This window comes from Paraburkholderia sp. HD33-4 (assembly GCF_021390635.1).
Taxonomy (GTDB): Bacteria; Pseudomonadota; Gammaproteobacteria; order Burkholderiales; family Burkholderiaceae; genus Paraburkholderia.
In genome coordinates, this window is sequence record NZ_JAJEJS010000001.1 from 256,800 (window position 1) to 277,459 (window position 20,660).

Consider the following 20,660-nt stretch of genomic DNA (forward strand, 5'->3'; position numbering starts at 1 on the left):
GTTTTGAACCAGGAAAACTGACAATGGAAAACAAAGCGTATGCGTTCTGGGCCGGGCTTTTCACGGTCGTGTTGACGGCGGCGATCGCGTTGGCGGCGTACCTGTTCAACGTTGACCGCACCGTGCGGGTGCCGTACGACCTGATCGCGCGCACCAACGTGACCGGGCTCTATGCGGACGCCGCGGTGCGCTTTCGCGGGCTCGGCGTCGGCCGCGTGGAGTCGATCAAATTCGACCCGACGCATCCGGGGCAGATCCTGATCCGCATCATGGTCGACGTGCACGCGCCGATCACCCATTCGACGTTCGGCAGCCTCGGCTTGCAGGGCGTGACCGGCATCGCCTTCATCCAGCTCGACGATACCGGGCGCGACCTGACGCCGCTGCCGTCGTCGGCGCAGAAGGTCGCGCAACTGCCGATGCGCCCGGGTCTGTTCGACCAGTTGCAGCAACGCGGCGACATACTGCTGCGCAAGCTCGAAAAAGTCACCGACAACGTGAACGACATGCTGTCGCCGGAAATGGTCGCGCAACTTCACGACACGGCGGCGAGCTTCCAGCAGGCGGCGTCCGGCGTGGCCGCGCTGACCCAGCAGGTGGCGCCTGTCGTCGCCAAGCTCCCCGCCACGGTCGATCAGCTCAATCGCACGCTCGCCTCGACCAACCAGATGATCACGGGCCTGAACCGGCCGGACGGGCCGTTCGAGCGCAATCTGAACAAAGTCGGGACGGCCGCGCAGCAGGCGGGCGATGCGCTCGCGCAGATGAACACGTCGCTGCAGGACCTGTCCGCGCGGGTCGGCTACGAGACGCTGCCGCGCGTCAATTCGCTGACCGAGGACGTGCGCTCGGCGGCGCAATCGATCGACCGCGCCGCCGACACCTTCAACACCAATCCGCGCAGCGTGCTGTTCGGCGCGCCGCGCGCGGCGCCGGGTCCGGGCGAGGCCGGCTTCGCGTGGCCCGCCGCGGCCGTCGCGCCCGCAGCCCCCGCAGCCTCCGCAGCCCAATAAATCCGCAGGCCAGAACAGAGGAAGATGCCCATGTCACGCTCGATTCACCGACTGTTGTCCTCGCGCGCCGCGCTCGCGGCGCTGCTCGCGTTCGGCGTGCTGGCGACGGGCTGCGCGGGCACGTCCGCGGTCGTGTCGGACATCCGCTACGACTTCGGGCCGCCGCCGCAGAGCGCCGCCGCGAGCCGGCTGCCGGCCGTCAAGGTGCTCGAGGTCAGCGCGCCGTCCGTGCTCGAATCCGATCGGCTGATCTATCGGCTGAGCTACGCCGATGCGCAGCAGACCGCCGCCTACGCCAACAGCCACTGGACGATGATGCCGTCGCAACTGCTGACGCAGCGCCTGCGCAACACGCTGAGCGAGCGCGGTACCGTGCTGACGGGCGCCGACGGCGTGGCCGCGCCGGTGCTGCGGGTCGATCTGACCGAGTTCGAGCAGGTGTTCGACAGCCAGACGGACAGCCACGGCGCGATCACCGCGCGCGCGACGCTGATGCAGGGCGGCAAGGTGATCGGCCAGCAGACCTTCGTCGCGCGCGCACCCGCGCATTCGGCCGATGCGGCCGGCGGCGCGCGGGCGCTCGCCGCGGCCAGCGACGACCTCGTCGCGCAGATCACCACGTGGCTCGGCTCGCAGGCGCTGGTCGCCGCGCAATGACGGGCGGGCAGCGCACGCATCGGAGCGCTGCATGAGCGAACGCCCCTGGCTGCGCCGCCCGTCGGCGCTGGCCCGTCAGGCGCTGCTGCTGTACACGGTGCTGATCGTCTACGGGTCGTGGTATCCATTCTCGGGCTGGCGCTCGCTCGGCCTTGCGCCGTTTGCCTATGTGTTCGATCCGATGCCGCAGTATCTGACGGCGTTCGACGTCGTCACCAACGTGCTCGGCTATATGCCGTTCGGCGCGCTGGTGGTGCTGGCGGTGTATCCACGCTGGCGCGGCACCCTGGCCGTCGCGCTCGCGTTCGTGCTTGGGGGACTGCTGTCGGGCACGATGGAAGCCGTGCAGACTTATCTGCCGACGCGCGTCGCCTCCAACCTCGACCTTGCCGCCAACACGCTCGGCGCGCTCGTCGGCGCGGCGACGATGTCGCCTTTGACCGGCGCGCTGCTCGATCGCGGTTTGCTCAGACGTTTGCGGCTGCTGTGGTTCGAGCGCGGTCATGCGACCCTCGTGTGCCTCGTCGCCGCGTGGCCGTTCGCGACGATGTACCCGGCGCCGCGTCTGTTCGGTCTCGGCAACTGGCCGCGCGCGCTGTGGCAGAGCTTCGATCCGGCCACCCAGGACGCGCTGCTCGGATGGGCTCCGTCCGCGTGGCACGTCGGTGCCTGGGCGGCGGCCGCCGCCGCGTGGCTGCCCGACGACACGTGGGAAGCGCTGATCACGACGCTGAACCTGTTCGCGGCGCTCGCGCTCGCGTCGCTGCCGATGCGCCGTCATGCGCCGCGCGTGCGCCTGCTGTTCGTTTTCATCGTCGCGACCTTGTGCGTGAAGGTCGGCGCGACGTTCCTGCAATCGCAATCGGGCCTTGCGTTCAACTGGGCGACTCCCGGCGCGCTGATCGGACTCGTGTGCGGCAGCGTCGCCGCGCTCGCCGCGCTACCGCTGCGGCGGCGCGTGCGCGCGACGCTCGCCGGGGTCGCGCTGGTCGTCGCGCTGGTGTTCGTCAATCTGCTGCCTGTGAATCCGTATTTCGACGCCGTGCTCGCCGACTGGCGGCAGGGCCGCTATCTGCATTTCAACGGGCTCGCGCGCTGGCTCGCATGGATGTGGCCCTATGCGGCGCTGGTGTGGCTCGCGTTCGCGGTCGAGCGGGCGTGGCTGAAGCGGCGCGCGAAGCCGGTGTGACGTGCTTGCGCGCCGGCCGCCGGGCCCCCGACGCCTGCACAGCCCGGTCGCTATAATCGTCCGCACGACGGGCGCCGCGGCATACCGCGTGCTGCCAGTGCCATTGCCCCCCCTTTCAGGCTCGCCTCCCCGGACATCATGGATTCCTTCTACAAGCACCACGTTTTCTTCTGTCTGAATCAACGCGACCCCGGCGCCGACCGCCCAAGCTGCGCGAACTGCAACGCGCAGGCGATGCAGGAATACGCGAAAAAGCGCGTGAAGCAGCTCGGCCTCGCCGGTCCGGGCCAGGTTCGTATCAACAAGGCCGGTTGCCTCGATCGCTGCGAACTGGGTCCGACGCTCGTCGTGTACCCCGAGGCCGTCTGGTACACCTACGTCGACGAGAGCGACATCGACGAGATCGTCGAATCGCATCTTGCGAACGGCAAGGTCGTCGAGCGTCTGAAGATCGATCAATAACGCGAACCACGAAACGATCCACAGGCATTCCGATGAACGTCAACACGAAGAAGTATCTGATCGACGGCCCGGTCGGCAAGATCGAGGTCGCGCTGGACCTGCCCGACGAGGTGCGCGAAAAAGGCGCCGCGCCGCGCGGCATCGCGCTCGTCGCGCATCCGCATCCGCTGTTTGGCGGCACGATGGACAACAAGGTCGCGCAGACGCTCGCGCGCACGCTCGTGCAATTGAACTACGTCACGTACCGGTCGAATTTCCGTGGCGTCGGCCAGACCCAGGGCGAGCACGACGCGGGCGTCGGCGAGCGCGATGATCTGTGCGCGGTGCTCGAACACATGCGCGCCGATCCTGACCATGGCGATCTGCCGCTCGTGCTCGCGGGCTTTTCGTTCGGCACCGTGGTGCTGTCGCACGTCGCGGCGAAGCTGCGCGACGAAGGCCGGGAAATCGAGCGCATCGTGTTCGTCGGTACCGCGGCGAGCCGCTGGGACGTCGCGCCCGTGCCCGACAGCACGCTCGTGATTCACGGCGAAGTCGACGAGACCGTTCCGATTCAATCCGTGTTCGACTGGGCGCGCCCGCAGGAACTGCCGGTGGTCGTGATTCCGGGGGCCGAGCACTTTCTGCACCGCAAGCTTCACATCCTGAAACGGATCATCGTCGACGCCTGGCGCTGAAAACGTGCAGCGCGCGTTTTGCAGGCGACAGGTGCGCGCAAACGTGTGCAAATCGGCCACACACGCGCGAAAGTGACCAGGTAGCGCGCGTATAATGAGCGCTCTTTTTTTGGGCACAGCGCCGCCCAACCGGCAGAATCGCGCGCCGCGGAGTCATTTCGCGGGAGGGCGCGGCCGGGTGCGCGGCGCTGTGCTCGCGAACCGATTGCGTCGCCATCAGTCCAACGGGCGCCCGCCGTTTTACGGCCAGAAGCCCCGCCGACCGGCTCCCCCAACTCCGCGCGCTGTCGCGCAACGTTTTTTTCCGCACGAATCGACCCTATGCGTTTCTCCTCCTCTGGCCGCACGTCATTCCCGTCAGTCGCTTCTTTCGTTCCCACTTCGCTCAATCGCGCCATCGCCGTCGGCCTCGTGCTGCCGGCCACGCTCGTCGCGAGCAGCGCGTTCGCGCAGGTGCCGCCGCCGGGCGTCAATGCGCGCTCGTGGGTGCTCGTCGATGCGACCAGCAACCAGGTGCTCGCGTCCGCCAATGCCGACGAGCGCGTCGAGCCGGCATCGCTGACCAAGCTGATGACCGCTTATCTCGTGTTCGAGGCGCTCGACACGAAGAAAATCACGATGGATCAGAGCATCGAGCCGAGCGAAGCCGTGCGGCGCGTGCGCAACGACGAATCGCGCATGTTCATCGAGGCGCTCAAGCCGGTGACCGTGCACGACCTCGTGTACGGCATGATCGTGCAGTCGGGCAACGACGCGGCGATCGCGCTCGCCGAGCTGGTGGGCGGCAGCGAGGCGCAGTTCGTCGACATGATGAACAAGGAAGCGCAGAAGCTCGGCATGACGCACACGCATTTCGCCGACGTAAACGGCATGCCCGACCCGCAGCACTACACGACCGCGGGCGATCTCGCGATCCTGTCGGCGCGCCTGATCCGTGACTATCCGGACTACTACAACATCTTCTCGGTCAAGGAGTTCACGTACAACAAGATCAAGCAGCCGAACCGCAACCGTCTGCTGTGGATCGACCCGACCGTCGACGGTCTGAAGACCGGCCACACGCAAGCGGCCGGCTACTGCCTGATCGCGAGCGCGAAGCGTCCGCTGCCGGGCGCGACCGACGCGTCGCGCCGTCTGGTCTCGGTGATGATGGGTGAGACCAAGGAACACGACCGCGTGCAGGACAGCCTGAAGATGCTGAACTACGGCTACACCGCCTACGACACGACGCGTCTGTACAAGGCGAACCAGGTCGTGGCCACGCCGCGCGTCTACAAGGGTTCGCAGGACAGCGTGCAGGTCGGCGTGAAGGGCGACCAGTACGTCACGCTGCCGAAGGGCGCGGCCGACAAGGCGAAGCCGCAGATCGAACTCAACGATCCGCTCGTCGCGCCGATCGCGAACGGCCAGCAGGTCGGCACCGCCAAGCTCGTCGCCGACGGCAAGGTGCTCGCGCAGTTCCCGGTGGTCGCGATGCAGCCGGTGCCGCAAGCCGGCGTGGTCGGCCGCGTGTGGGATTCAATGATGCTGATGTTCAACAAGAAGAAGTAAAGGCTACGCCGCAATGACCGCTGTCTCCGAAGTTTCAGCGGACCCGATCGTTTATCTGAACGGCGAACTGGTGCCGTTGTCCGAAGCGCGCGTGCCGGTGCTCGATCGCGGCTTCATTTTCGGCGACGGCATTTACGAAGTGGCGCCGTTGTATGCGCACGCGAGCGGGCGCCGTACCGCGTTTCGTCTGACGCAGCATCTTGCGCGTCTCGCGCGCTCGGTCGGCAAGATCGGCATCGCCAATCCGCTCGACGACGCCGGCTGGCGCGAGCTGATCGAACGGGTGGTCGAGGCCAACGAAACGGACGGCGGCTTGCGTGCCGAGCAGGACGCGATCGCCTACATCCAGGTCACGCGCGGCGTCGCGAAGCGCGCTCACGCGTTTCCGGCCGGCGTGAAGCCGACCGTGTTCGTGATGGTCACCGCGCTGAACCTGCCCGGCGCCGCGCAGCGCGCGAGCGGTGTCGCTTGTGTGAGCGCCGAGGATCGTCGCTGGCTCAATTGCGACATCAAGTCGGTGTCGCTGCTCGGCAACGTGCTGATGGCGCAATACGCTGCCGAAAACGATGCCTTCGAGACGCTGCAGTTCCGCGATGGTTTGCTGACCGAAGGGTCGTCGTCGAACGTCTGGATCGTGAAGAATGGCGTGCTGGCCGCGCCGCCGCGCAGCAACAAGATTCTCGAAGGGATCCGCTACGGGCTTATCGAGGAGCTGACGGCCGAATGCGGCATCCGCTTCGAAGCGCGCGACATCACCGAGGCCGAAGTGCGCGCGGCCGATGAAATCATCGTCAGCTCGGCGACCAAGGAAGTGCTGCCGGTCACGCGGCTCGACGGCTCGTCGGTTGGCGCCGGCAAGCCGGGCGCGGTGTTTGCGGCGCTGTATGCGGCGTATCAGCGAGCCAAGGCGGCTGAAGCCGCTGCGGCGCAAGAAGGAGTAGAGAATGAATCCCGAGAACGACTCACTGTTTGAATTCCCCTGCGATTTCCCGATCAAGATCATGGGCAAATCGCACCCCGAGTTTGCCGCGACGATCGTCGAAGTGGTCCGCGTGTTCGATAGCGAGGTCGATGCGTCGCGCGTCGAGACGCGGCCGTCGAGCAGCGGCACCTACACGGGGCTGACCGTCCACGTGCGCGCGACGAGCCGCGCGCATCTCGACGACATCTATCGCGCGCTGACCGGCCATCCGATGGTCAAGGTCGTGCTGTAACACCGCGCGCGATCATTCACCTTTATTCACCTCACGGCGCGACGCGCAACGCGTCCGCCGGGGCTTGTTCCGCCGCGAGCCGCGAACACGCCTCGGGTCCCGCTTCGCAGGCGAGATCGAACAGCAGCCTGAAGCGCGCCACTTCGTCGAACACCCAGTCGCGAAACGCCTTGACCCGCGCGGTCTCCAGCGCCTGCGGCAGACAGACCAAATAGTATTGCCACGGGCTGGGCCCATCCACATCGAAGAGCCGCACGAGCCGGCCCGCCGCGATTTCGTGCATCGCCAGCGAGCGGCGCGTGAGCGCGACCCCCTGGCCGTCGACGGCCGCCTGCAGCAGATTCGACGAATCCTGATACAGCACGCCGCGTTTCGGCTCCGGCCAGTCGGTCAGTCCGGCGGCGTCGAACCACGGGCGCCATAGCTCGTCGTCGGAGCGCAGCAGCGGGACCTTGGCGAGATCGGCCGGGGTTTGAGGCAGCTTGCCGCCGTTGAAGTTGGGCGAGCAGGCCGGAAAGAAGATTTCGTCGAGCAGCAGCTCCGCATGCAGCCCCGGATATTTGCCGAAACCGAAACGGATCGCGACGTCGACGTCGTCGCGCGCGAAGTCCGTCAGCGCATTGGTAGTCAGCAACTCGAGATCCCACTGCGGATGCGCCTCGATGAAGCTGCCGACGCGCGGCGTCACCCAGCGCGCCGCGAACGACGACAGCATCGATATCACCAGACGCCGCTCGCGGTCGCCGGCGCGGATCGCGCGAGTTGCATCGACGAGCTCCATCAGCGCGGCGCGCACCTGGGTGGCGTAGCGGCGACCGGTTTCGGTGAGGCGCACACGCTTGCCGTCGCGCGCGAACAGCGACACGCCGAGTTCGGCCTCGAGCGCGCGGATCTGGTGGCTGACCGCGCCGTGCGTGACGAAGAGCTCGTCGGCGGCGCGCGAAAAGCTTTCGTGGCGGGCGGCGGCTTCGAATGCCTTGATCGCGTTCAAGGCGGGGAGTTGACGCAGGTCCATCGCAATATTTCTCACATAGACGTGAAAATTGATCGTTTTGCCCAAGTCCTTGCTGCACCTAGGATTCTAGTCATGAAACGATTTTTGGCGAGGGCATTATGCGAGAAATTTCCTCTAGCATTGCATATGAAATCCGCACTGGCGACACGCTGCCGCTGAAGGTGGCACGCAGCACGAAGTTGCGTGTGCATGGCGGCGCGGTGTGGGTCACGCGTAGCGATGACACGAAGGACTACTGGCTGCAGCCCGGCCAAACGTTGCATCTGCGGCGCGGCGAGCGGCTCTGGCTCAGCGCCGAGGGCGCCACGTTCGCGAAGGTTGCGTTCTCGGTGCCGACGCGCTGCGACGAGCGCGCGCTGAACTGGCTCGCGCGCCTCGGCGAGCGCTGGATGATGCGCGTGCGCGGCGGCTGGCGCACGGTTTGAGCGGGGCGCGGCGGCCACGCCGTGTCTTGCGAGAGGGCTGGCGGCGCGCCAGCCCCGCTTGTGCCAGGTTTCCCGTCCCCTCGGGCGCGGTTTCCGAGATTTCGGTAAACTCCCGGAATCATGTGTGCCACCCCGGTTTCTCCGTCTCCTCTTCCTGCCATTGAGCCGCCTACGCTGCGCTGGCTCGGCCGCGAACCCTACCAGACCAGTTTCGACGCGATGCGCGCGTTCACCGACGCCCGTACCGCTGACACCCCTGACGAAATCTGGCTCGTCGAACATCCGCCCGTCTTCACGCTCGGCCAGGCCGGCGATCCGGCGCACCTGCTCGCGGCCGACAGCGACATTCCGCTCGTCAAGGTCGACCGCGGCGGGCAGATCACCTATCACGGGCCCGGCCAGGTGGTCGCGTATCTGCTGCTCGACCTGCGCCGGCGCAAGCTGATGGTGCGCGAACTGGTCAGCCGGATCGAGCAGGCCGTGATCGACACCCTGGCGGCGTATAATCTCGCCGGAGAACGCAAGGCGGGCGCCCCCGGCATTTACGTGGCGCCCGGGCCCGAGGCCGGGCCGCATGCCGGCGCCAAGATCGCGGCGCTTGGCCTGAAAATCCGCAACGGCTGCAGCTATCACGGCGTAAGTCTGAACGTGAACATGGACCTGCAACCGTTTCTCGCGATCAATCCATGCGGCTACGCGGGGCTCGAAACAGTCGACATGGCGACGCTCGGCGTCGCCGCCGGCTGGGACGACGTGGCCCGTACCCTCGCAGCAAGTCTCACCGCAAACCTCGACGGCAATCCCGCGGCCGTCGCCCAACCGCAGACCGGTGCGCTCACCGCCTGATGACTGGATCGAACGAATGACTGACGTAACCGCGAATTCCGCAGCAGCTACCCCCGCGCCCGAAAGCGTGCCGGCCCCCGCCGCCTACGACGCTACCGCGAAGCAAAAAGCGCAAGCCAAGACCGCGCGCATCCCGATCAAGGTCGTCCCGATCGAAAAGCTGAAGAAGCCGGACTGGATCCGCGTGAAGGCGGCCACCGGCAATTCGCGCTTCTACGAGATTAAACAGATCCTGCGCGAGCACAATCTGCACACGGTGTGTGAAGAGGCGAGCTGCCCGAACATCGGCGAATGCTTCGGCAAGGGCACCGCGACCTTCATGATCATGGGCGACAAGTGCACGCGCCGCTGCCCGTTCTGCGACGTCGGCCACGGCCGTCCCGATCCGCTCGACGCCGACGAACCGGCCAACCTCGCGCGCACCATTGCCGCGCTGAAGCTGAAGTACGTGGTGATCACCAGCGTTGACCGTGACGATCTGCGCGACGGTGGCGCGGCGCACTTCGTCGAATGTATTCGTCAGACGCGCGAGCTGTCGCCGGAGACGCGCATCGAGATCCTGACGCCGGACTTCCGCGGCCGCCTCGACCGCGCGCTCGGCATCCTGAATGCCGCACCGCCCGACGTGATGAACCACAACCTCGAAACGGTGCCTCGTCTGTACAAGGAAGCGCGCCCCGGTTCGGACTACGCGCATTCGCTGAAGCTGCTGAAGGACTTCAAGGCGCTGCATCCGCACGTCGCGACCAAGTCCGGTCTGATGGTCGGCCTCGGCGAAACCGAAGAGGAAATTCTGCAGGTGATGCGCGATCTGCGCGAACACGACGTCGACATGCTGACGATCGGCCAGTATCTGCAGCCGTCGGAGCACCATCTGCCGGTGCGCGCTTACGTGCATCCGGACACCTTCAAGATGTACGAGGAAGAGGCGTACAAGATGGGCTTCACGCACGCCGCGGTGGGCGCGATGGTTCGTTCGAGCTATCACGCCGACGTGCAGGCGCATGGAGCCGGCGTAGTCTGACGCGCAGGCGCCTCGCATTAAATCCGCAGAAACGAAAAAGCCCGCCGATGTGCGGGCTTTTTACTTGGACCGTTGTTCTATCAGCAAGGGTAAAACCAGTGGCAACTCCGATGGATCGCGGAACCTCCGCGCAATGGCCTTATCCGCGGCTGATCGCGCACCGCTGCGGCGGCACGCTGGCGCCGGAAAACACGCTGGCCGGTTTCGACGCGTGCGTGCGCTACGGCTATCGGATGGTCGAATTCGACGCCAAGCTATCCGCCGACAACGCATTGTTCCTGCTGCACGACGACACGCTCGATCGCACGACCAACGGCCACGGGCCTGCGGCCACGCACACATGGCAGCAACTCGCCGCTCTGGATGCCGGCGCGTGGCGCGGCGCGGAGTTCGCCGGCACGCGGCTGCCGACGCTGGCCGACGCGGCCGAGCGTTGCGCGCGCGACGGCATCGCTGCGAACATCGAGATCAAGCCGTGTCCGGGCCGTGAAGTCATCACCGGCACGCTGGTCGGCCAAGGCGCGCTCGCGCTGTGGCAAGGGCAGACGCCGCCGCTGCTGTCGTCGTTTTCGTTCGAGGCGCTCGCCGCCGCGCGCGCTGCCGCGCCGTCGCTGCCGCGCGGCATGCTGTTCGAGCAGGTGCCGGCGGACTGGCTGCGCATCGTGCGCGAACTCGACTGCGTGTCGCTGCACGCGAGTCACCGCTATCTGAGCGAGCCGCTGGTCGCGCAGATCCGCGCGGCCGGGTTGCGGGTGCTCGCCTACACAGTGAACGATCCGGCGCGCGCACGGTTGCTCGAAGAATGGGGCGTCGACATGATCTGCACGGATCGGATCGATCTGTTGACCTGATCTGACGTCGCGCTCGCGAGCTCCGGACCAACCCCTGCGGGTTTCCCCGCAACCGCGCGCGCACTGGATTCCGGATTCCCCGACGGCACTCGTCCGGATTTCCGGAAACCCGGACGTTGCGCGCGGAGCCTTGCCGAAAAACCCATAAAAATCAAGGCTCCGCGTCCGATATCGAACTGGCATCGACCTTGCGAAATAAAGCACGTGGCCGCCACGGCCCGACAAAAAAGCAAGGAGACAACGATGTCCGATTTCCCTTCCCGGTATTTCTGAATTCGTCGTCTTTGCAGCGGCCCGCCAGGGTGCGCCCGCGCGACGACGTATCGTTCGCGTGTCGCGCCCCACGGCGGGTCATCCGCTCATCCCCCTCGCAGGAACCATCGTGAAGAAACCTATCCATAAAGTGCTGTACGTCCAGGTGATCGTGGCGATCATCATCGGCATCGTACTCGGGCATTTCTACCCGAACCTCGCCATCGACATGAAGCCGCTCGGCGACGGCTTCATCAAGCTCATCAAGATGGTGATCGGGCCGATCATCTTCTGCACGGTCGTGACGGGCATCGCCGGCATGGAGGACATGAAGAAGGTGGGCCGCGTCGGCGGCAAGGCGCTGTTGTACTTCGAAATCGTCTCGACCTTCGCGCTCGTGCTCGGCCTCGCCGCCACGCACCTGCTGCGACCCGGCGCCGGCTTCAACGTCGATCCGGCCTCGCTCGACAGCCGCGCGGTCGCGTCGTATGCCGAGAAGGCGCACGGCCAGTCGACCGTCGACTTCTTCATGCACATCATTCCGGACACGATCACGTCGGCGTTCGCGCAGGGCGAGATCCTGCAGATCCTGCTGATCGCACTGCTGTTCGGCGCCGTGCTCGCGACCGCCGGTGAGAGGGGCAAGCCGGTGATGAACATCATCGACGGGATCTCGCACATCCTGTTCGGCATGGTGCGCATCATCACGAAGCTCGCACCGATCGGCGCGTTCGGCGCGATGGCTTTCACGATCGGCAAATACGGCATCGGCTCGCTGCTGCCGATGCTCAAGCTGGTCGGCACGTTCTATCTGACCTCGATCGTGTTCGTGGTGTTCGTGCTCGGCGCGATCGCGCGCATGGTGGGCTTCAACATCCTGCGCTTCGTCGCGTACATCAAGGAAGAGATGCTGATCGTGCTGGGCACGAGCTCGTCCGAAGCCGCGCTGCCGCAACTGATGCAGAAGCTCGAAAACCTCGGCTGCTCGCGCTCGGTGGTGGGCCTCGTGGTACCGACCGGCTACTCGTTCAACCTCGACGGCACCAACATCTACATGACGATGGCGGTGCTGTTCATCGCTCAGGCGACCAACACCGACCTCACGTGGGGCCAGCAGCTGACGCTGCTCGCGGTGACGATGCTGACCTCGAAGGGCGCGAGCGGCGTGACCGGCGCGGGCTTCATCACGCTCGCGGCGACGCTTGCCGTGGTACCGACGATTCCGCTGTCGGGCATGGTGCTGATCCTTGGTATCGACCGCTTCATGAGCGAGTGCCGCGCGCTGACGAACATCGTCGGCAACGGTGTCGCGACGGTCGTCGTGTCGGCCTGGGAGAAGGAGCTCGATCGCGCCAGGCTGAACAAGGTGCTGCGCGGCGATGTGGACGTCAAAGAGCCGGCCGGCGTTTGAGCCGAGCTTTTCCAACCCTGTCGTGACCAGCGCGGACGCCTGCTTATGAAACCGGCTTCCGCGCGTTCTTCCGGGGCTTCTGGCGGCGATCCGTTGCCGCCGCCCTATGCCACAATGTCCGATCCCCATCGATCGGACCTTGCCAACGTGACCCGCCGCCTGCTGATTCTCTTCGCGCTCGCAGCCGGGCTCGCGGCGGCATGTTGGCTCACCTACAGCCTCGCGTGGAAAAGCGGTGTCGACACGCTGCGGCGCAACGCCGCCGTGCGCGCCGAGCGCACCGCGAGCGCGCTCAAGAGCACGCTCGAGCGCTACGAATCGCTGCCTTATCTGCTCGCCGAGCATCCGATCGTGCAGGACGTGCTGATCGATCCGAATCCCGCCAACGTCAAGCGCGCGAATCTCTATCTCGAAGACCTGAACCGCCACGCGCGCGCGACGGTCACCTACATCATTTCGCTCGACGGCTACTGTGTGGCCGCCAGCAACTGGCGCGGGCCGGGCAGCTTCGTCGGCGCGGGCTATCAGTTCCGGCCGTATTTTGTCGATGCGGTGAATGGCGGCGTCGGCCGCTTCTTCGGCATCGGCACGATCTCGCAGGCGCCGGGCTACTACATCTCGCAGCCGGTGCGGCGCGACGGCAAGATCGTCGGGGTGGCGGTCGTCAAGCTCGATCTCGAATGGTTTCAGGGCGTCGACGCGTCCGAGCCGCTCGTCGTCACCGACGATCATGGCGTGATCTTCCTGTCGTCGGTGCCGGCATGGAAGTACCACACGATCCGGCCGCTGCCGGGCCAGATCGCCGATTCGATCTACCAGGCGCGCCAGTACGCGCAGCAGCCGATCGAGCCGCTGCCGGTGACGGTCGAGCGCATGCTCGAAGGCAATGCGCAGATCCTGCGCATCGGCGGCGGGCGCTCCGCGCCGCGCTACCTTGCGTCGCGGCACGGCATGGGCGAGCCGGACTGGCATCTGATCACGATGTCGCCGGTCGATCCAGTCGATGCCGATGCGCGCAAGGCGACCATCGTCACCGGCTTCGGCTATGTGTCGCTGGTGCTGCTCGCGTTCTACTGGCGCATGCGGCGCGCGCGTGTGCGCGAAATGATGCGCAGCCGCGCGCTGCTGCAGAAGGCCTACGCCGAGCTGAACCAGCGCGTCGCCGAGCGCACCGCGGATCTGTCCGAGGCGAACGAGCAGCTGCACAAGGAAGTCGCCGAGCGCACGCGCGCCGAGCAGGAGTTGCGCGCCGCGCACGACGAACTGATCCAGACCAGCAAGCTCGCTGCGCTCGGCCAGATGGCGGCCGGCATCACGCACGAGCTGAATCAGCCGCTCGCCGCGCTGCGCAGTTTTTCGGACAACACGCGCGTGCTGCTCGAACGCGGCGACCAGGCATCGGCGCGCGAGAATCTCGAAGCGATCGCGGCGCTCACCGAGCGCATGGGCAAGATCACGAATCAGCTGAAGCTGTTCGTCGGCCGCGCGCGGCCGCGCAGCGCGCGCGCGCCGATCGTGCGGGCGCTGCGCAACGTCGTCGCGCTGCTGCAGAAGCGTTTGCAGGGCGTCGAGCTCGAGTTCGTGCTGATCGATGCCGCGGCCGACACCGACACCGACGCCGCCGATACAGCAGCAGACGGCGCGCGCAAGCCGCTGAATCTCGCCGACGATCATCCGGAGCTGGTCGCGAGTTGCGACGATCTGCGGCTCGAACAGGTGCTGATCAACCTGCTCGGCAACGCGCTCGACGCAACCGCCGGCATGAGCCCGCCGCGTATCGCGATCGAGGTCGAGGCCGGCGATACGAACCTGTCGATCGCGGTCGGCGACAACGGCCCCGGCATTCCCGACGACGTATTGCCACGCCTGTTCGAACCGTTCTTCACGACCAAGGAAATGGGTCAGGGGCTCGGCCTCGGCCTCGCGATTTCATCGTCGATCGCGCGCGATTGCGGCGGCTCGCTCGTCGCGCGCAACGCGCCGCACGGCGGTGCATCATTCGTGTTGACACTGCGTCGCGCGCGCGTGCAGACCAGCGCCTCGCACGATCCGCTGACCGCGGGCTCCTGATTTCACACCGAAGCATCACCCGGAACACGCAATGAACGACGGCCTGCAATTGCTGTATATCGAAGACGACGAACTGGTGCGGCGCGCGAGCGTGCAGAGCCTGCAACTGGCCGGCTTCGACGTGATCGGCCATGCGTCGGTCGAGGCGGCGGCGAAGCTGATCAGCGCGGACTTTTCCGGCGTAATCGTCAGCGATATCCGGCTGCCCGGCGCGAGCGGCCTCGATCTGCTCGCGCAATGCCACGAGCGCGCGCCCGACGTGCCGGTGATTCTGGTGACCGGCCACGGCGATATCACGATGGCCGTGCAGGCGATGCGCGACGGCGCCTACGACTTCATCGAAAAGCCGTTCGCGTCCGAGCGGCTGATCGAAACCGTGCGGCGCGCGCTCGAGCGCCGCAAGCTCGTGCTCGAAAACCTCGCGCTGCGTCGTGAGCTGGCCGGGCAGAACGCGGTCGCGCCCCGCATCATCGGCCGCAGTCCGGCGATCGAGCAGGTGCGCAGGCTGATCGCGAACGTCGCGCCGACCGACGCGTCCGTGCTGATCAACGGCGATACCGGCGCGGGCAAGGAGCTGATCGCGCGCAGTCTGCACGAGCTGTCGCCGCGGCGTGACAAGCCGTTCATCGCGGTCAACTGCGGCGCGCTGCCCGAGCCGATGTTCGAATCGGAGATGTTCGGCTACGAGCCGGGCGCGTTCACCGGCGCGGCCAAACGGCGGATCGGCAAACTCGAGCATGCGTCGGGCGGCACGCTGTTTCTCGATGAGATCGAAAGCATGCCGCTCGCGCTGCAGGTCAAGCTGCTGCGCGTGCTGCAGGACGGCGTGCTCGAGCGGCTCGGCTCGAATCAGCCGATTCGCGTCAATTGCCGCGTGGTCGCGGCGGCGAAAGGCGACATGGCCGAGCATGTCGCGGATGGCTCGTTCCGGCGCGATCTGCTGTACCGGCTCAACGTGGTGACGATCGCGCTGCCGCCTTTGAGCGAGCGTCGCGAGGACATCGTGCCGCTGTTCGAGCATTTCCTGCTCGATGCAGCCGTTCGGTATCAGAGGCCGGCGCCGATGCTCACCGATCGCCAACGTACGGGCCTGATGCAGCGCGACTGGCCGGGCAACGTGCGCGAGCTGCGCAATGCGGCCGACCGCTTCGTGCTCGGCATCGCCGACGAACCGGTGCTGTCGTTCGACGAAGACGGCGGGGTCACCCATCCGCTGAAGGAGCGGGTCGAGCAGTTCGAGCGTGCGATGATCGCCGAGGCGTTGGAGCAGGCGGCAGGCGTGGTCGCGGTCGCGGCGGACCGGCTGCAGCTCGGCAAGGCGACGCTCTACGAGAAGATCAAGCGATATGGCCTGGCGGCCAAAGGGGAGGGGGAGCGGTGAGGAGAGCGACGCCGGCGGCGGGGCATTGCGCCGGCGGGCGCCGGCGCGTGGGTGAGCTGCTTGACCCGGCTTAAGCCGCGCCAGCCTTCAGCGCTTTCGCGAGCAACTGGTCGAGTTCCGCGAACTGCGGCTCGCCGACATAGCGCTTCAGGATCTTGCCGTCTTTGTCGATGACGAAGGTGGTCGGCGTGAGTTGCACGTTGCCGAACTGCTTGGCGGCCGAGCCGTCGTCCATGGCGACCTTGAACGGCAGCTGACGCGTTTGCGTGTAATTGGTCACGTACATCGGCGCGTCGTAGTTCATCGCCACCGCGACGAATTCGAGCCCTTGGCCCTTGAAGCGGTTATAGGTCTCGACCATCTGCGGCATTTCCTTCATGCAAGTGTCGCAGTTCGTTGCCCAGAAGTTGACGAGATAAACCTTGCCTTTCAGGTCCGCGGTGGTGAGCTTCTGTCCCGAGAGCAGCGTGAAGGTCGCATCGGGTACGCGCTGCTGGCCGGCAAACGCGAAGTAACCGGCGACGGCGAGCGCAATGGCCACGGCCACCACAATCAGATAGCGAAGCGGGTTCGTGCGCCGGGCGGCGGTCGGTGAATTGGAACTCATGAACGGAACCTCGTGAGTCGCGCGCGGCGCGGAACAATGGGGCTGGGTGATGGCGCTGGGCCGGTGCTGAATAGCTTTTCTATTGTAGCTCCATTGGGGCGGCTGCGCCGAAATGGCGGGACGGCGCAGTAGCGCGCGCCGGGCCGGCAACCGATCAGCGGATAATGGAGCTTTACGCTCCGCAAACCCGATCTTTCGCCCCATGCTCCGAACCGTTCTTCGCTTCCGCTGGTTAGTTTCCCGCGCAGTTACCCGCGCAGTTACCCGCGTAGATGTCCGCGCAGATGTCCGCGTTCCGCACCTCTTTCCGTTGATCAGCCGATTGCCCGCCTGCCTCACGGGCCTCTTCCTGCCGGCGAGTCTTTTTCCTCACGCCTTCACGCGATCCGGTCACGCTCGAACCGTGATCGGCGCGGCGGCGGCCGCGCTGACGCTCGGCGTCGCGCTCGGCGCCTGCACGCCGACCTTCGACTGGCGCACCGTGATGAACAACGACAACGGCTACACGGTCGACTTCCCCGCCAAGCCGGGCAATGACCAGCGCGCGGTGCAGGTCGACGGTACGCCGATGCAAATGGCGATGCAGAGTGCCGAAGCCGGCAACGCGGTATTCGCGGTCGGCACCGTGATGCTGCCCGACGACAGCGATGCGACGCAGCGCGCCGCGCTCGATTTCCTGCGCGCGGGACTGGCGCGCAACGTCGGCGCGACGCCCGATGCCCACGCCGTGCAAATCCCGCTGGCGGCGGGCGGCAAGACACCGGGCCTGGAAATGACGGTGAGCGGCGCGGCGGGCGCCCAACACGAGACGCGCACCGTGTACGCGCGGCTCGTCGCGCGCGGCCGGCACGTGTACCAGGCCGCGATCATCGCCGATCAACCGCTGCCGCAGGACCAGATCGACCAGTTTTTTTCGTCGTTTCAGCTGTATTGATCGCGGCATTTTTTGCCGATCGAAGGCGCCTCAGAGTGCCAGGCGCAGTGAAAGTTCCTTCGCAGGTTTGCGCGCTAATTGCCGGTTTACGTTGAGATTTTTGAGTTACACACGCAACCTGTGGATAACTCTGTTGAGAAGTCGGCCTCAATGGCCGCGAAAGCCCATCAGGCGGGCCTTTCGTTAGAATCCAAGGGCGTAAGGGATTTTAAAAAAGTCAATAAAATCAATGCCTTCGCGAGATGTCCGTCTGCGTGCTCCTGATTTGTATCAAAATCTAACAGGATCGCGGAAGTGTGAATAAGTCAAGTCTTGACAGTCGATTTTTCTCATCACAACGAGCCAAAAGCGCGACGGTATTGAATCGCCTCGGCGATTTGAGCGGCGTTCGGCATCGCCGTGCCGGCCAGGTCCGCGACGGTGCGCGCGACCTTCAGCACCCGGTAGTACGCCCGCGCCGACCAGCCAAAGCGCTCGCCGGCTTCGCGTAGCAGCGCTTCGCCCGCTGCGTCCGGGCGGCACACCTCGTCGACTTGGCGTCCGTCCAGTTCGCGGTTGGTCTTGCCTTGCCGGGCCAGTTGCCGCTCGCGCGCGGCGCCTACGCGGTGCGCGATCGCCGCGCTTGCTTCGCCGGCGCCGGCGGCGCGCGCCGCGAGTTCGGCGGCGGTCAGCGCGGGAATTTCGAGCTGGATGTCGATGCGGTCGAGCAGCGGTCCCGACAACTTACGCAGATAGCGCGCCGCAACTTCCGGCGTACATCGGCAGCGCCCGCCCGGATCGCCGCGCCAGCCGCAGGGGCACGGGTTCATGGCGGCGATCAGTTGGCAGGCGGCGGGGAAATCCGCTTGCATGGCGGCGCGCGAAATCGTGATGCGGCCCGCTTCGAGCGGCTCGCGCAGCGTTTCGAGCACCGCGCGATCGAATTCGGCTCGTCCAGAAAGAGCACGCCCAGATGCGCGAGCGTGATCTCGCCAGGCTGCGGCGGGTTGCGTCCGCCGACCAGTGCCGCCGCGCTCGACGAATGGTGCGGCGCGCGAAACGGCCGCTGCCGCCACTGCGACGGCTTGAAGCCGATACGGCTCGCGGACAGCAGGGCGGCGCGGGCGAGCGCTTCGTCGTCGGTCATGGGCGGCAGCAGGCCGGGAAGACGTGCCGCGAGCATCGACTTGCCGGCGCCGGGCGGCCCGATCAGCAGCACGTGATGGCCGCCGGCCGCCGCGACTTCGAGTGCGCGCCGAGCGGCGCGCTGGCCGATCACGTCGGCCATGTCCGGCGTCGGGGCGGCGGTGTGCTCGTCGAGTTCGGGCGCGGCGACCGGTCTGAGACGCGCATCCAGCGAGCCGGCGAGATGCGCGCATAGCGAGGGCAGATCGGCGGCGCCGAACACGTCGACGCCGGGCACGAGCGCCGCTTCCGCCGCGCTCGCGGCCGGCAGGTAAAGCTGTGGTGTGTGGAAGGCCTGTGGGGCTGCCTGATCGAGCAGGGCTGGCAACGCGGAACGCGTTTCGGATGAAGTGCCAGGGTCGGCGGCGCCGGAGCTCGCCAGAGCGCCGCGCGCGGTGCCGCATGCCATCGCGAACGCGCCGCGCATCGGCCGCAGCGCGCCGGTCAGCGACAGCTCACCGGCGAATTCTCGATGGAGCAGCGATTCGGCCGGAATCTGCCCGCTCGCGGCGAGGATGCCGAGTGCGATCGGCAGATCGAAACGACCGGATTCTTTCGGCAGATCCGCGGGCGCGAGGTTGACGGTGATGCGGCGGACCGGGAAATCGAAACCGCAGTTCTGCAGCGCCGCGCGCACGCGCTCACGGCTCTCGCGCACTTCAAGGTCGGGCAGGCCGACGATCGAAAAGGACGGCAGTCCATTGGCGAGGTGAACCTCGACGGTCACTTCGGGCGCCCGGCCAGCGGCCGGCGCGCGGCTGCGCACCACGGCAAGCGACATATTCTCTCCCGTCGGACTGCGCGCTCATGTCGCGCGCAAATCCCCTAAAACGCTGATGACGTCACGGCCCGCTTGCCTGTGATGCGCGGCGCTGTGCAGCCTGAAGGCTGCGAGCAGCGCTTACGGCGTTTGCGTGAGCGGCAGTTTCTGCTCGAGCTCGGCGACGCGGCGCTCGAGTTCTTCGAGGCGCGCGCGCGTACGCACGAGCACCTGGGTCTGCGTGTCGAATTCCTCGCGCGTGACGAGATCGAGCTTCGAGAAGCCCTGCGACAGCATTGCCTTGACGTTGCGCTCGACGTCCTTGGCCGGCGAATTCTTGAACAGATCGCTGAGGCGAGCCTGGAAGTCGTTAAAAACGTCGTTAGGTTGTTTCATCGTGTTCCCCTTGGTGCACAAAAAATGTGCATGTTTCATTGCGCCCGTGCCCCGTTACGGCGAATGGGCGATCCTGGTGCGTGCGACCGTTGGCTGCCGCGGCCGCGTGAGCGTGTTTGGTGCGTGCCCTCGCGTTCAGAACGTTCGAACACTCTAGCAACGATCCCCCCGCCGCGCCACCGCCCGCCGCCCCGCTGGCCATTCGGACAAGGCCGTTCGGGCGCGCTGCGCCACCCGCGCGACGCGCAGTCTGACACAACATGGCATGGGAGTTGCTGTTACTGCCCCGCGCGCACTGCCAGGGCACTTTTACCGGTAGCGCAGGAGACCGCGGTCACGGGTACGCAACGGGGCAGCAACGGATCAGCAACAACTAGCGAGGATTTCATGAAACTCATTACCGCAATCATCAAGCCGTTCAAGCTGGATGAAGCGCGCGAGGCCCTGTCGGCGATCGGCGTATCGGGCATCACGGTGACCGAAGTCAAAGGCTTCGGGCGGCAGAAGGGCCACACCGAGCTGTATCGCGGCGCCGAATACGTCGTCGACTTTCTGCCGAAGGTGAAGATCGAAGCGGCGGTATCGGACGACATCGTCGATCAGGCGATCGAGGCGCTCGAGCGCGCCGCCCGTACCGGCAAGATCGGCGACGGCAAGATCTTCGTCACGCCGATCGAGCAGGTGGTTCGGATCCGCACCGGCGAGACCGGCGCGGACGCCCTGTAAAAGACCTGAGCATAGCGACACCGATAGCGACAAGA

20 protein-coding genes and 1 pseudogene are annotated in these 20,660 nt (G+C 66.3%); 17 read left to right on the forward strand and 4 right to left on the reverse strand.

Annotated elements, in window-relative coordinates; translation table 11 throughout:
* Positions 1-23 precede the first annotated feature (23 nt).
* The 8 genes from L0U84_RS01170 to L0U84_RS01205 all read left to right on the forward strand — a co-directional run bounded on the left by L0U84_RS01170 (position 24) and on the right by L0U84_RS01205 (position 6,763).
* Positions 24-1,013, forward strand: a complete 990-nt coding sequence (locus L0U84_RS01170) for an MlaD family protein (RefSeq protein ID WP_233846549.1) — start codon at positions 24-26, stop codon at positions 1,011-1,013.
* Between the two features lie 30 nt (positions 1,014-1,043).
* Positions 1,044-1,670 carry an ABC-type transport auxiliary lipoprotein family protein gene (locus L0U84_RS01175; protein ID WP_233846551.1) on the forward strand — a complete coding sequence of 209 codons (627 nt, stop codon included), beginning with the start codon at positions 1,044-1,046 and terminating at the stop codon, positions 1,668-1,670.
* 31 nt (positions 1,671-1,701) lie between these two features.
* Positions 1,702-2,859, forward strand: a complete 1,158-nt coding sequence (locus L0U84_RS01180) for a VanZ family protein (RefSeq protein ID WP_233846553.1) — start codon at positions 1,702-1,704, stop codon at positions 2,857-2,859.
* A gap of 138 nt (positions 2,860-2,997) precedes the next feature.
* Positions 2,998-3,321, forward strand: a complete 324-nt coding sequence (locus tag L0U84_RS01185; protein WP_233846561.1) for a (2Fe-2S) ferredoxin domain-containing protein — start codon at positions 2,998-3,000, stop codon at positions 3,319-3,321.
* Between the two features lie 32 nt (positions 3,322-3,353).
* Entirely contained in the window at positions 3,354-3,998 is a 645-nt protein-coding gene (locus L0U84_RS01190; protein WP_233846563.1) for an alpha/beta hydrolase, read from the forward strand.
* 321 nt (positions 3,999-4,319) lie between these two features.
* Positions 4,320-5,549, forward strand: coding sequence for a D-alanyl-D-alanine carboxypeptidase family protein (locus L0U84_RS01195; RefSeq protein ID WP_233846571.1), 1,230 nt, complete (start codon positions 4,320-4,322; stop codon positions 5,547-5,549).
* Positions 5,550-5,562: 13 nt separating this feature from the next.
* On the forward strand, positions 5,563-6,522 hold the full coding sequence (locus L0U84_RS01200; RefSeq protein ID WP_233846580.1) for a D-amino acid aminotransferase: 960 nt from the start codon (positions 5,563-5,565) through the stop codon (positions 6,520-6,522).
* The gene (locus tag L0U84_RS01205; RefSeq protein WP_129960330.1) at positions 6,494-6,763 is read left to right on the forward strand and encodes a DUF493 family protein; all 270 of its coding nucleotides are present in this window, start codon (positions 6,494-6,496) and stop codon (positions 6,761-6,763) included. The genes L0U84_RS01200 and L0U84_RS01205 overlap by 29 nt, the downstream gene beginning before the upstream one ends.
* A gap of 31 nt (positions 6,764-6,794) precedes the next feature.
* Here the strand turns inward: L0U84_RS01205 and L0U84_RS01210 are convergent, their stop codons facing one another.
* On the reverse strand, positions 6,795-7,778 hold the full coding sequence (locus L0U84_RS01210; protein WP_233846582.1) for a transcriptional regulator GcvA: 984 nt from the start codon (positions 7,776-7,778) through the stop codon (positions 6,795-6,797).
* A 98-nt stretch (positions 7,779-7,876) separates the two neighbouring features.
* Between L0U84_RS01210 and L0U84_RS01215 the strand changes: the two genes are divergently transcribed.
* From L0U84_RS01215 to L0U84_RS01245, 7 genes are all read left to right on the forward strand, one after another.
* Positions 7,877-8,203, forward strand: coding sequence for a DUF2917 domain-containing protein (locus tag L0U84_RS01215; protein ID WP_233846591.1), 327 nt, complete (start codon positions 7,877-7,879; stop codon positions 8,201-8,203).
* Between the two features lie 120 nt (positions 8,204-8,323).
* Positions 8,324-9,049, forward strand: coding sequence for a lipoyl(octanoyl) transferase LipB (gene lipB, locus L0U84_RS01220; RefSeq protein ID WP_233846593.1), 726 nt, complete (start codon positions 8,324-8,326; stop codon positions 9,047-9,049).
* A 16-nt stretch (positions 9,050-9,065) separates the two neighbouring features.
* Entirely contained in the window at positions 9,066-10,073 is a 1,008-nt protein-coding gene (gene lipA, locus L0U84_RS01225) for a lipoyl synthase (RefSeq protein WP_233846595.1), read from the forward strand.
* A gap of 98 nt (positions 10,074-10,171) precedes the next feature.
* Positions 10,172-10,924 (forward strand): glycerophosphodiester phosphodiesterase, encoded by a 753-nt coding sequence (ugpQ, locus tag L0U84_RS01230; RefSeq protein WP_233846597.1) that lies wholly within the window; start codon positions 10,172-10,174, stop codon positions 10,922-10,924.
* Positions 10,925-11,306: 382 nt separating this feature from the next.
* Positions 11,307-12,587 (forward strand): dicarboxylate/amino acid:cation symporter, encoded by a 1,281-nt coding sequence (locus tag L0U84_RS01235; protein WP_233846599.1) that lies wholly within the window; start codon positions 11,307-11,309, stop codon positions 12,585-12,587.
* Positions 12,588-12,632: 45 nt separating this feature from the next.
* Entirely contained in the window at positions 12,633-14,657 is a 2,025-nt protein-coding gene (locus L0U84_RS01240; RefSeq protein WP_233846607.1) for a sensor histidine kinase, read from the forward strand.
* A 31-nt stretch (positions 14,658-14,688) separates the two neighbouring features.
* Positions 14,689-16,038, forward strand: coding sequence for a sigma-54-dependent transcriptional regulator (locus tag L0U84_RS01245; RefSeq protein ID WP_233846609.1), 1,350 nt, complete (start codon positions 14,689-14,691; stop codon positions 16,036-16,038).
* Between the two features lie 70 nt (positions 16,039-16,108).
* Here L0U84_RS01245 and L0U84_RS01250 read toward each other — a convergent pair whose 3' ends face one another.
* On the reverse strand, positions 16,109-16,645 hold the full coding sequence (locus L0U84_RS01250) for a TlpA disulfide reductase family protein (protein ID WP_233846617.1): 537 nt from the start codon (positions 16,643-16,645) through the stop codon (positions 16,109-16,111).
* A gap of 403 nt (positions 16,646-17,048) precedes the next feature.
* Here L0U84_RS01250 and L0U84_RS01255 point away from each other — a divergent pair, with 403 nt between their 5' ends.
* Positions 17,049-17,579, forward strand: coding sequence for a hypothetical protein (locus L0U84_RS01255; RefSeq protein WP_233851892.1), 531 nt, complete (start codon positions 17,049-17,051; stop codon positions 17,577-17,579).
* 332 nt (positions 17,580-17,911) lie between these two features.
* Here L0U84_RS01255 and L0U84_RS01260 read toward each other — a convergent pair.
* A pseudogene (locus L0U84_RS01260) lies at positions 17,912-19,524 on the reverse strand (YifB family Mg chelatase-like AAA ATPase).
* A 120-nt stretch (positions 19,525-19,644) separates the two neighbouring features.
* Entirely contained in the window at positions 19,645-19,899 is a 255-nt protein-coding gene (locus tag L0U84_RS01265; RefSeq protein ID WP_233846625.1) for an accessory factor UbiK family protein, read from the reverse strand.
* 387 nt (positions 19,900-20,286) lie between these two features.
* Here L0U84_RS01265 and L0U84_RS01270 point away from each other — a divergent pair, with 387 nt between their 5' ends.
* Positions 20,287-20,625, forward strand: a complete 339-nt coding sequence (locus L0U84_RS01270; RefSeq protein ID WP_013088261.1) for a P-II family nitrogen regulator — start codon at positions 20,287-20,289, stop codon at positions 20,623-20,625.
* Positions 20,626-20,660 lie beyond the last annotated feature (35 nt).

Bases quoted from the DNA above. Each gene is read 5' to 3' on its own strand.
- L0U84_RS01190 (WP_233846563.1), top strand. From the start codon at position 3,354: ATGAACGTCAACACGAAGAAGTATCTGATCGACGGCCCGGTCGGCAAG.
- L0U84_RS01205 (WP_129960330.1), top strand. From the start codon at position 6,494: ATGAATCCCGAGAACGACTCACTGTTTGAATTCCCCTGCGATTTCCCG.
- L0U84_RS01210 (WP_233846582.1), bottom strand. From the start codon at position 7,778: ATGGACCTGCGTCAACTCCCCGCCTTGAACGCGATCAAGGCATTCGAA.
- L0U84_RS01240 (WP_233846607.1), top strand. From the start codon at position 12,633: ATGAAACCGGCTTCCGCGCGTTCTTCCGGGGCTTCTGGCGGCGATCCG.
- L0U84_RS01270 (WP_013088261.1), top strand. From the start codon at position 20,287: ATGAAACTCATTACCGCAATCATCAAGCCGTTCAAGCTGGATGAAGCG.
- L0U84_RS01250 (WP_233846617.1), bottom strand. From the start codon at position 16,645: ATGAGTTCCAATTCACCGACCGCCGCCCGGCGCACGAACCCGCTTCGC.
- L0U84_RS01195 (WP_233846571.1), top strand. From the start codon at position 4,320: ATGCGTTTCTCCTCCTCTGGCCGCACGTCATTCCCGTCAGTCGCTTCT.
- L0U84_RS01265 (WP_233846625.1), bottom strand. From the start codon at position 19,899: ATGAAACAACCTAACGACGTTTTTAACGACTTCCAGGCTCGCCTCAGC.
- L0U84_RS01170 (WP_233846549.1), top strand. From the start codon at position 24: ATGGAAAACAAAGCGTATGCGTTCTGGGCCGGGCTTTTCACGGTCGTG.
- lipA (WP_233846595.1), top strand. From the start codon at position 9,066: ATGACTGACGTAACCGCGAATTCCGCAGCAGCTACCCCCGCGCCCGAA.
- L0U84_RS01200 (WP_233846580.1), top strand. From the start codon at position 5,563: ATGACCGCTGTCTCCGAAGTTTCAGCGGACCCGATCGTTTATCTGAAC.
- L0U84_RS01185 (WP_233846561.1), top strand. From the start codon at position 2,998: ATGGATTCCTTCTACAAGCACCACGTTTTCTTCTGTCTGAATCAACGC.
- L0U84_RS01175 (WP_233846551.1), top strand. From the start codon at position 1,044: ATGTCACGCTCGATTCACCGACTGTTGTCCTCGCGCGCCGCGCTCGCG.
- L0U84_RS01215 (WP_233846591.1), top strand. From the start codon at position 7,877: ATGCGAGAAATTTCCTCTAGCATTGCATATGAAATCCGCACTGGCGAC.
- L0U84_RS01180 (WP_233846553.1), top strand. From the start codon at position 1,702: ATGAGCGAACGCCCCTGGCTGCGCCGCCCGTCGGCGCTGGCCCGTCAG.
- L0U84_RS01245 (WP_233846609.1), top strand. From the start codon at position 14,689: ATGAACGACGGCCTGCAATTGCTGTATATCGAAGACGACGAACTGGTG.
- lipB (WP_233846593.1), top strand. From the start codon at position 8,324: ATGTGTGCCACCCCGGTTTCTCCGTCTCCTCTTCCTGCCATTGAGCCG.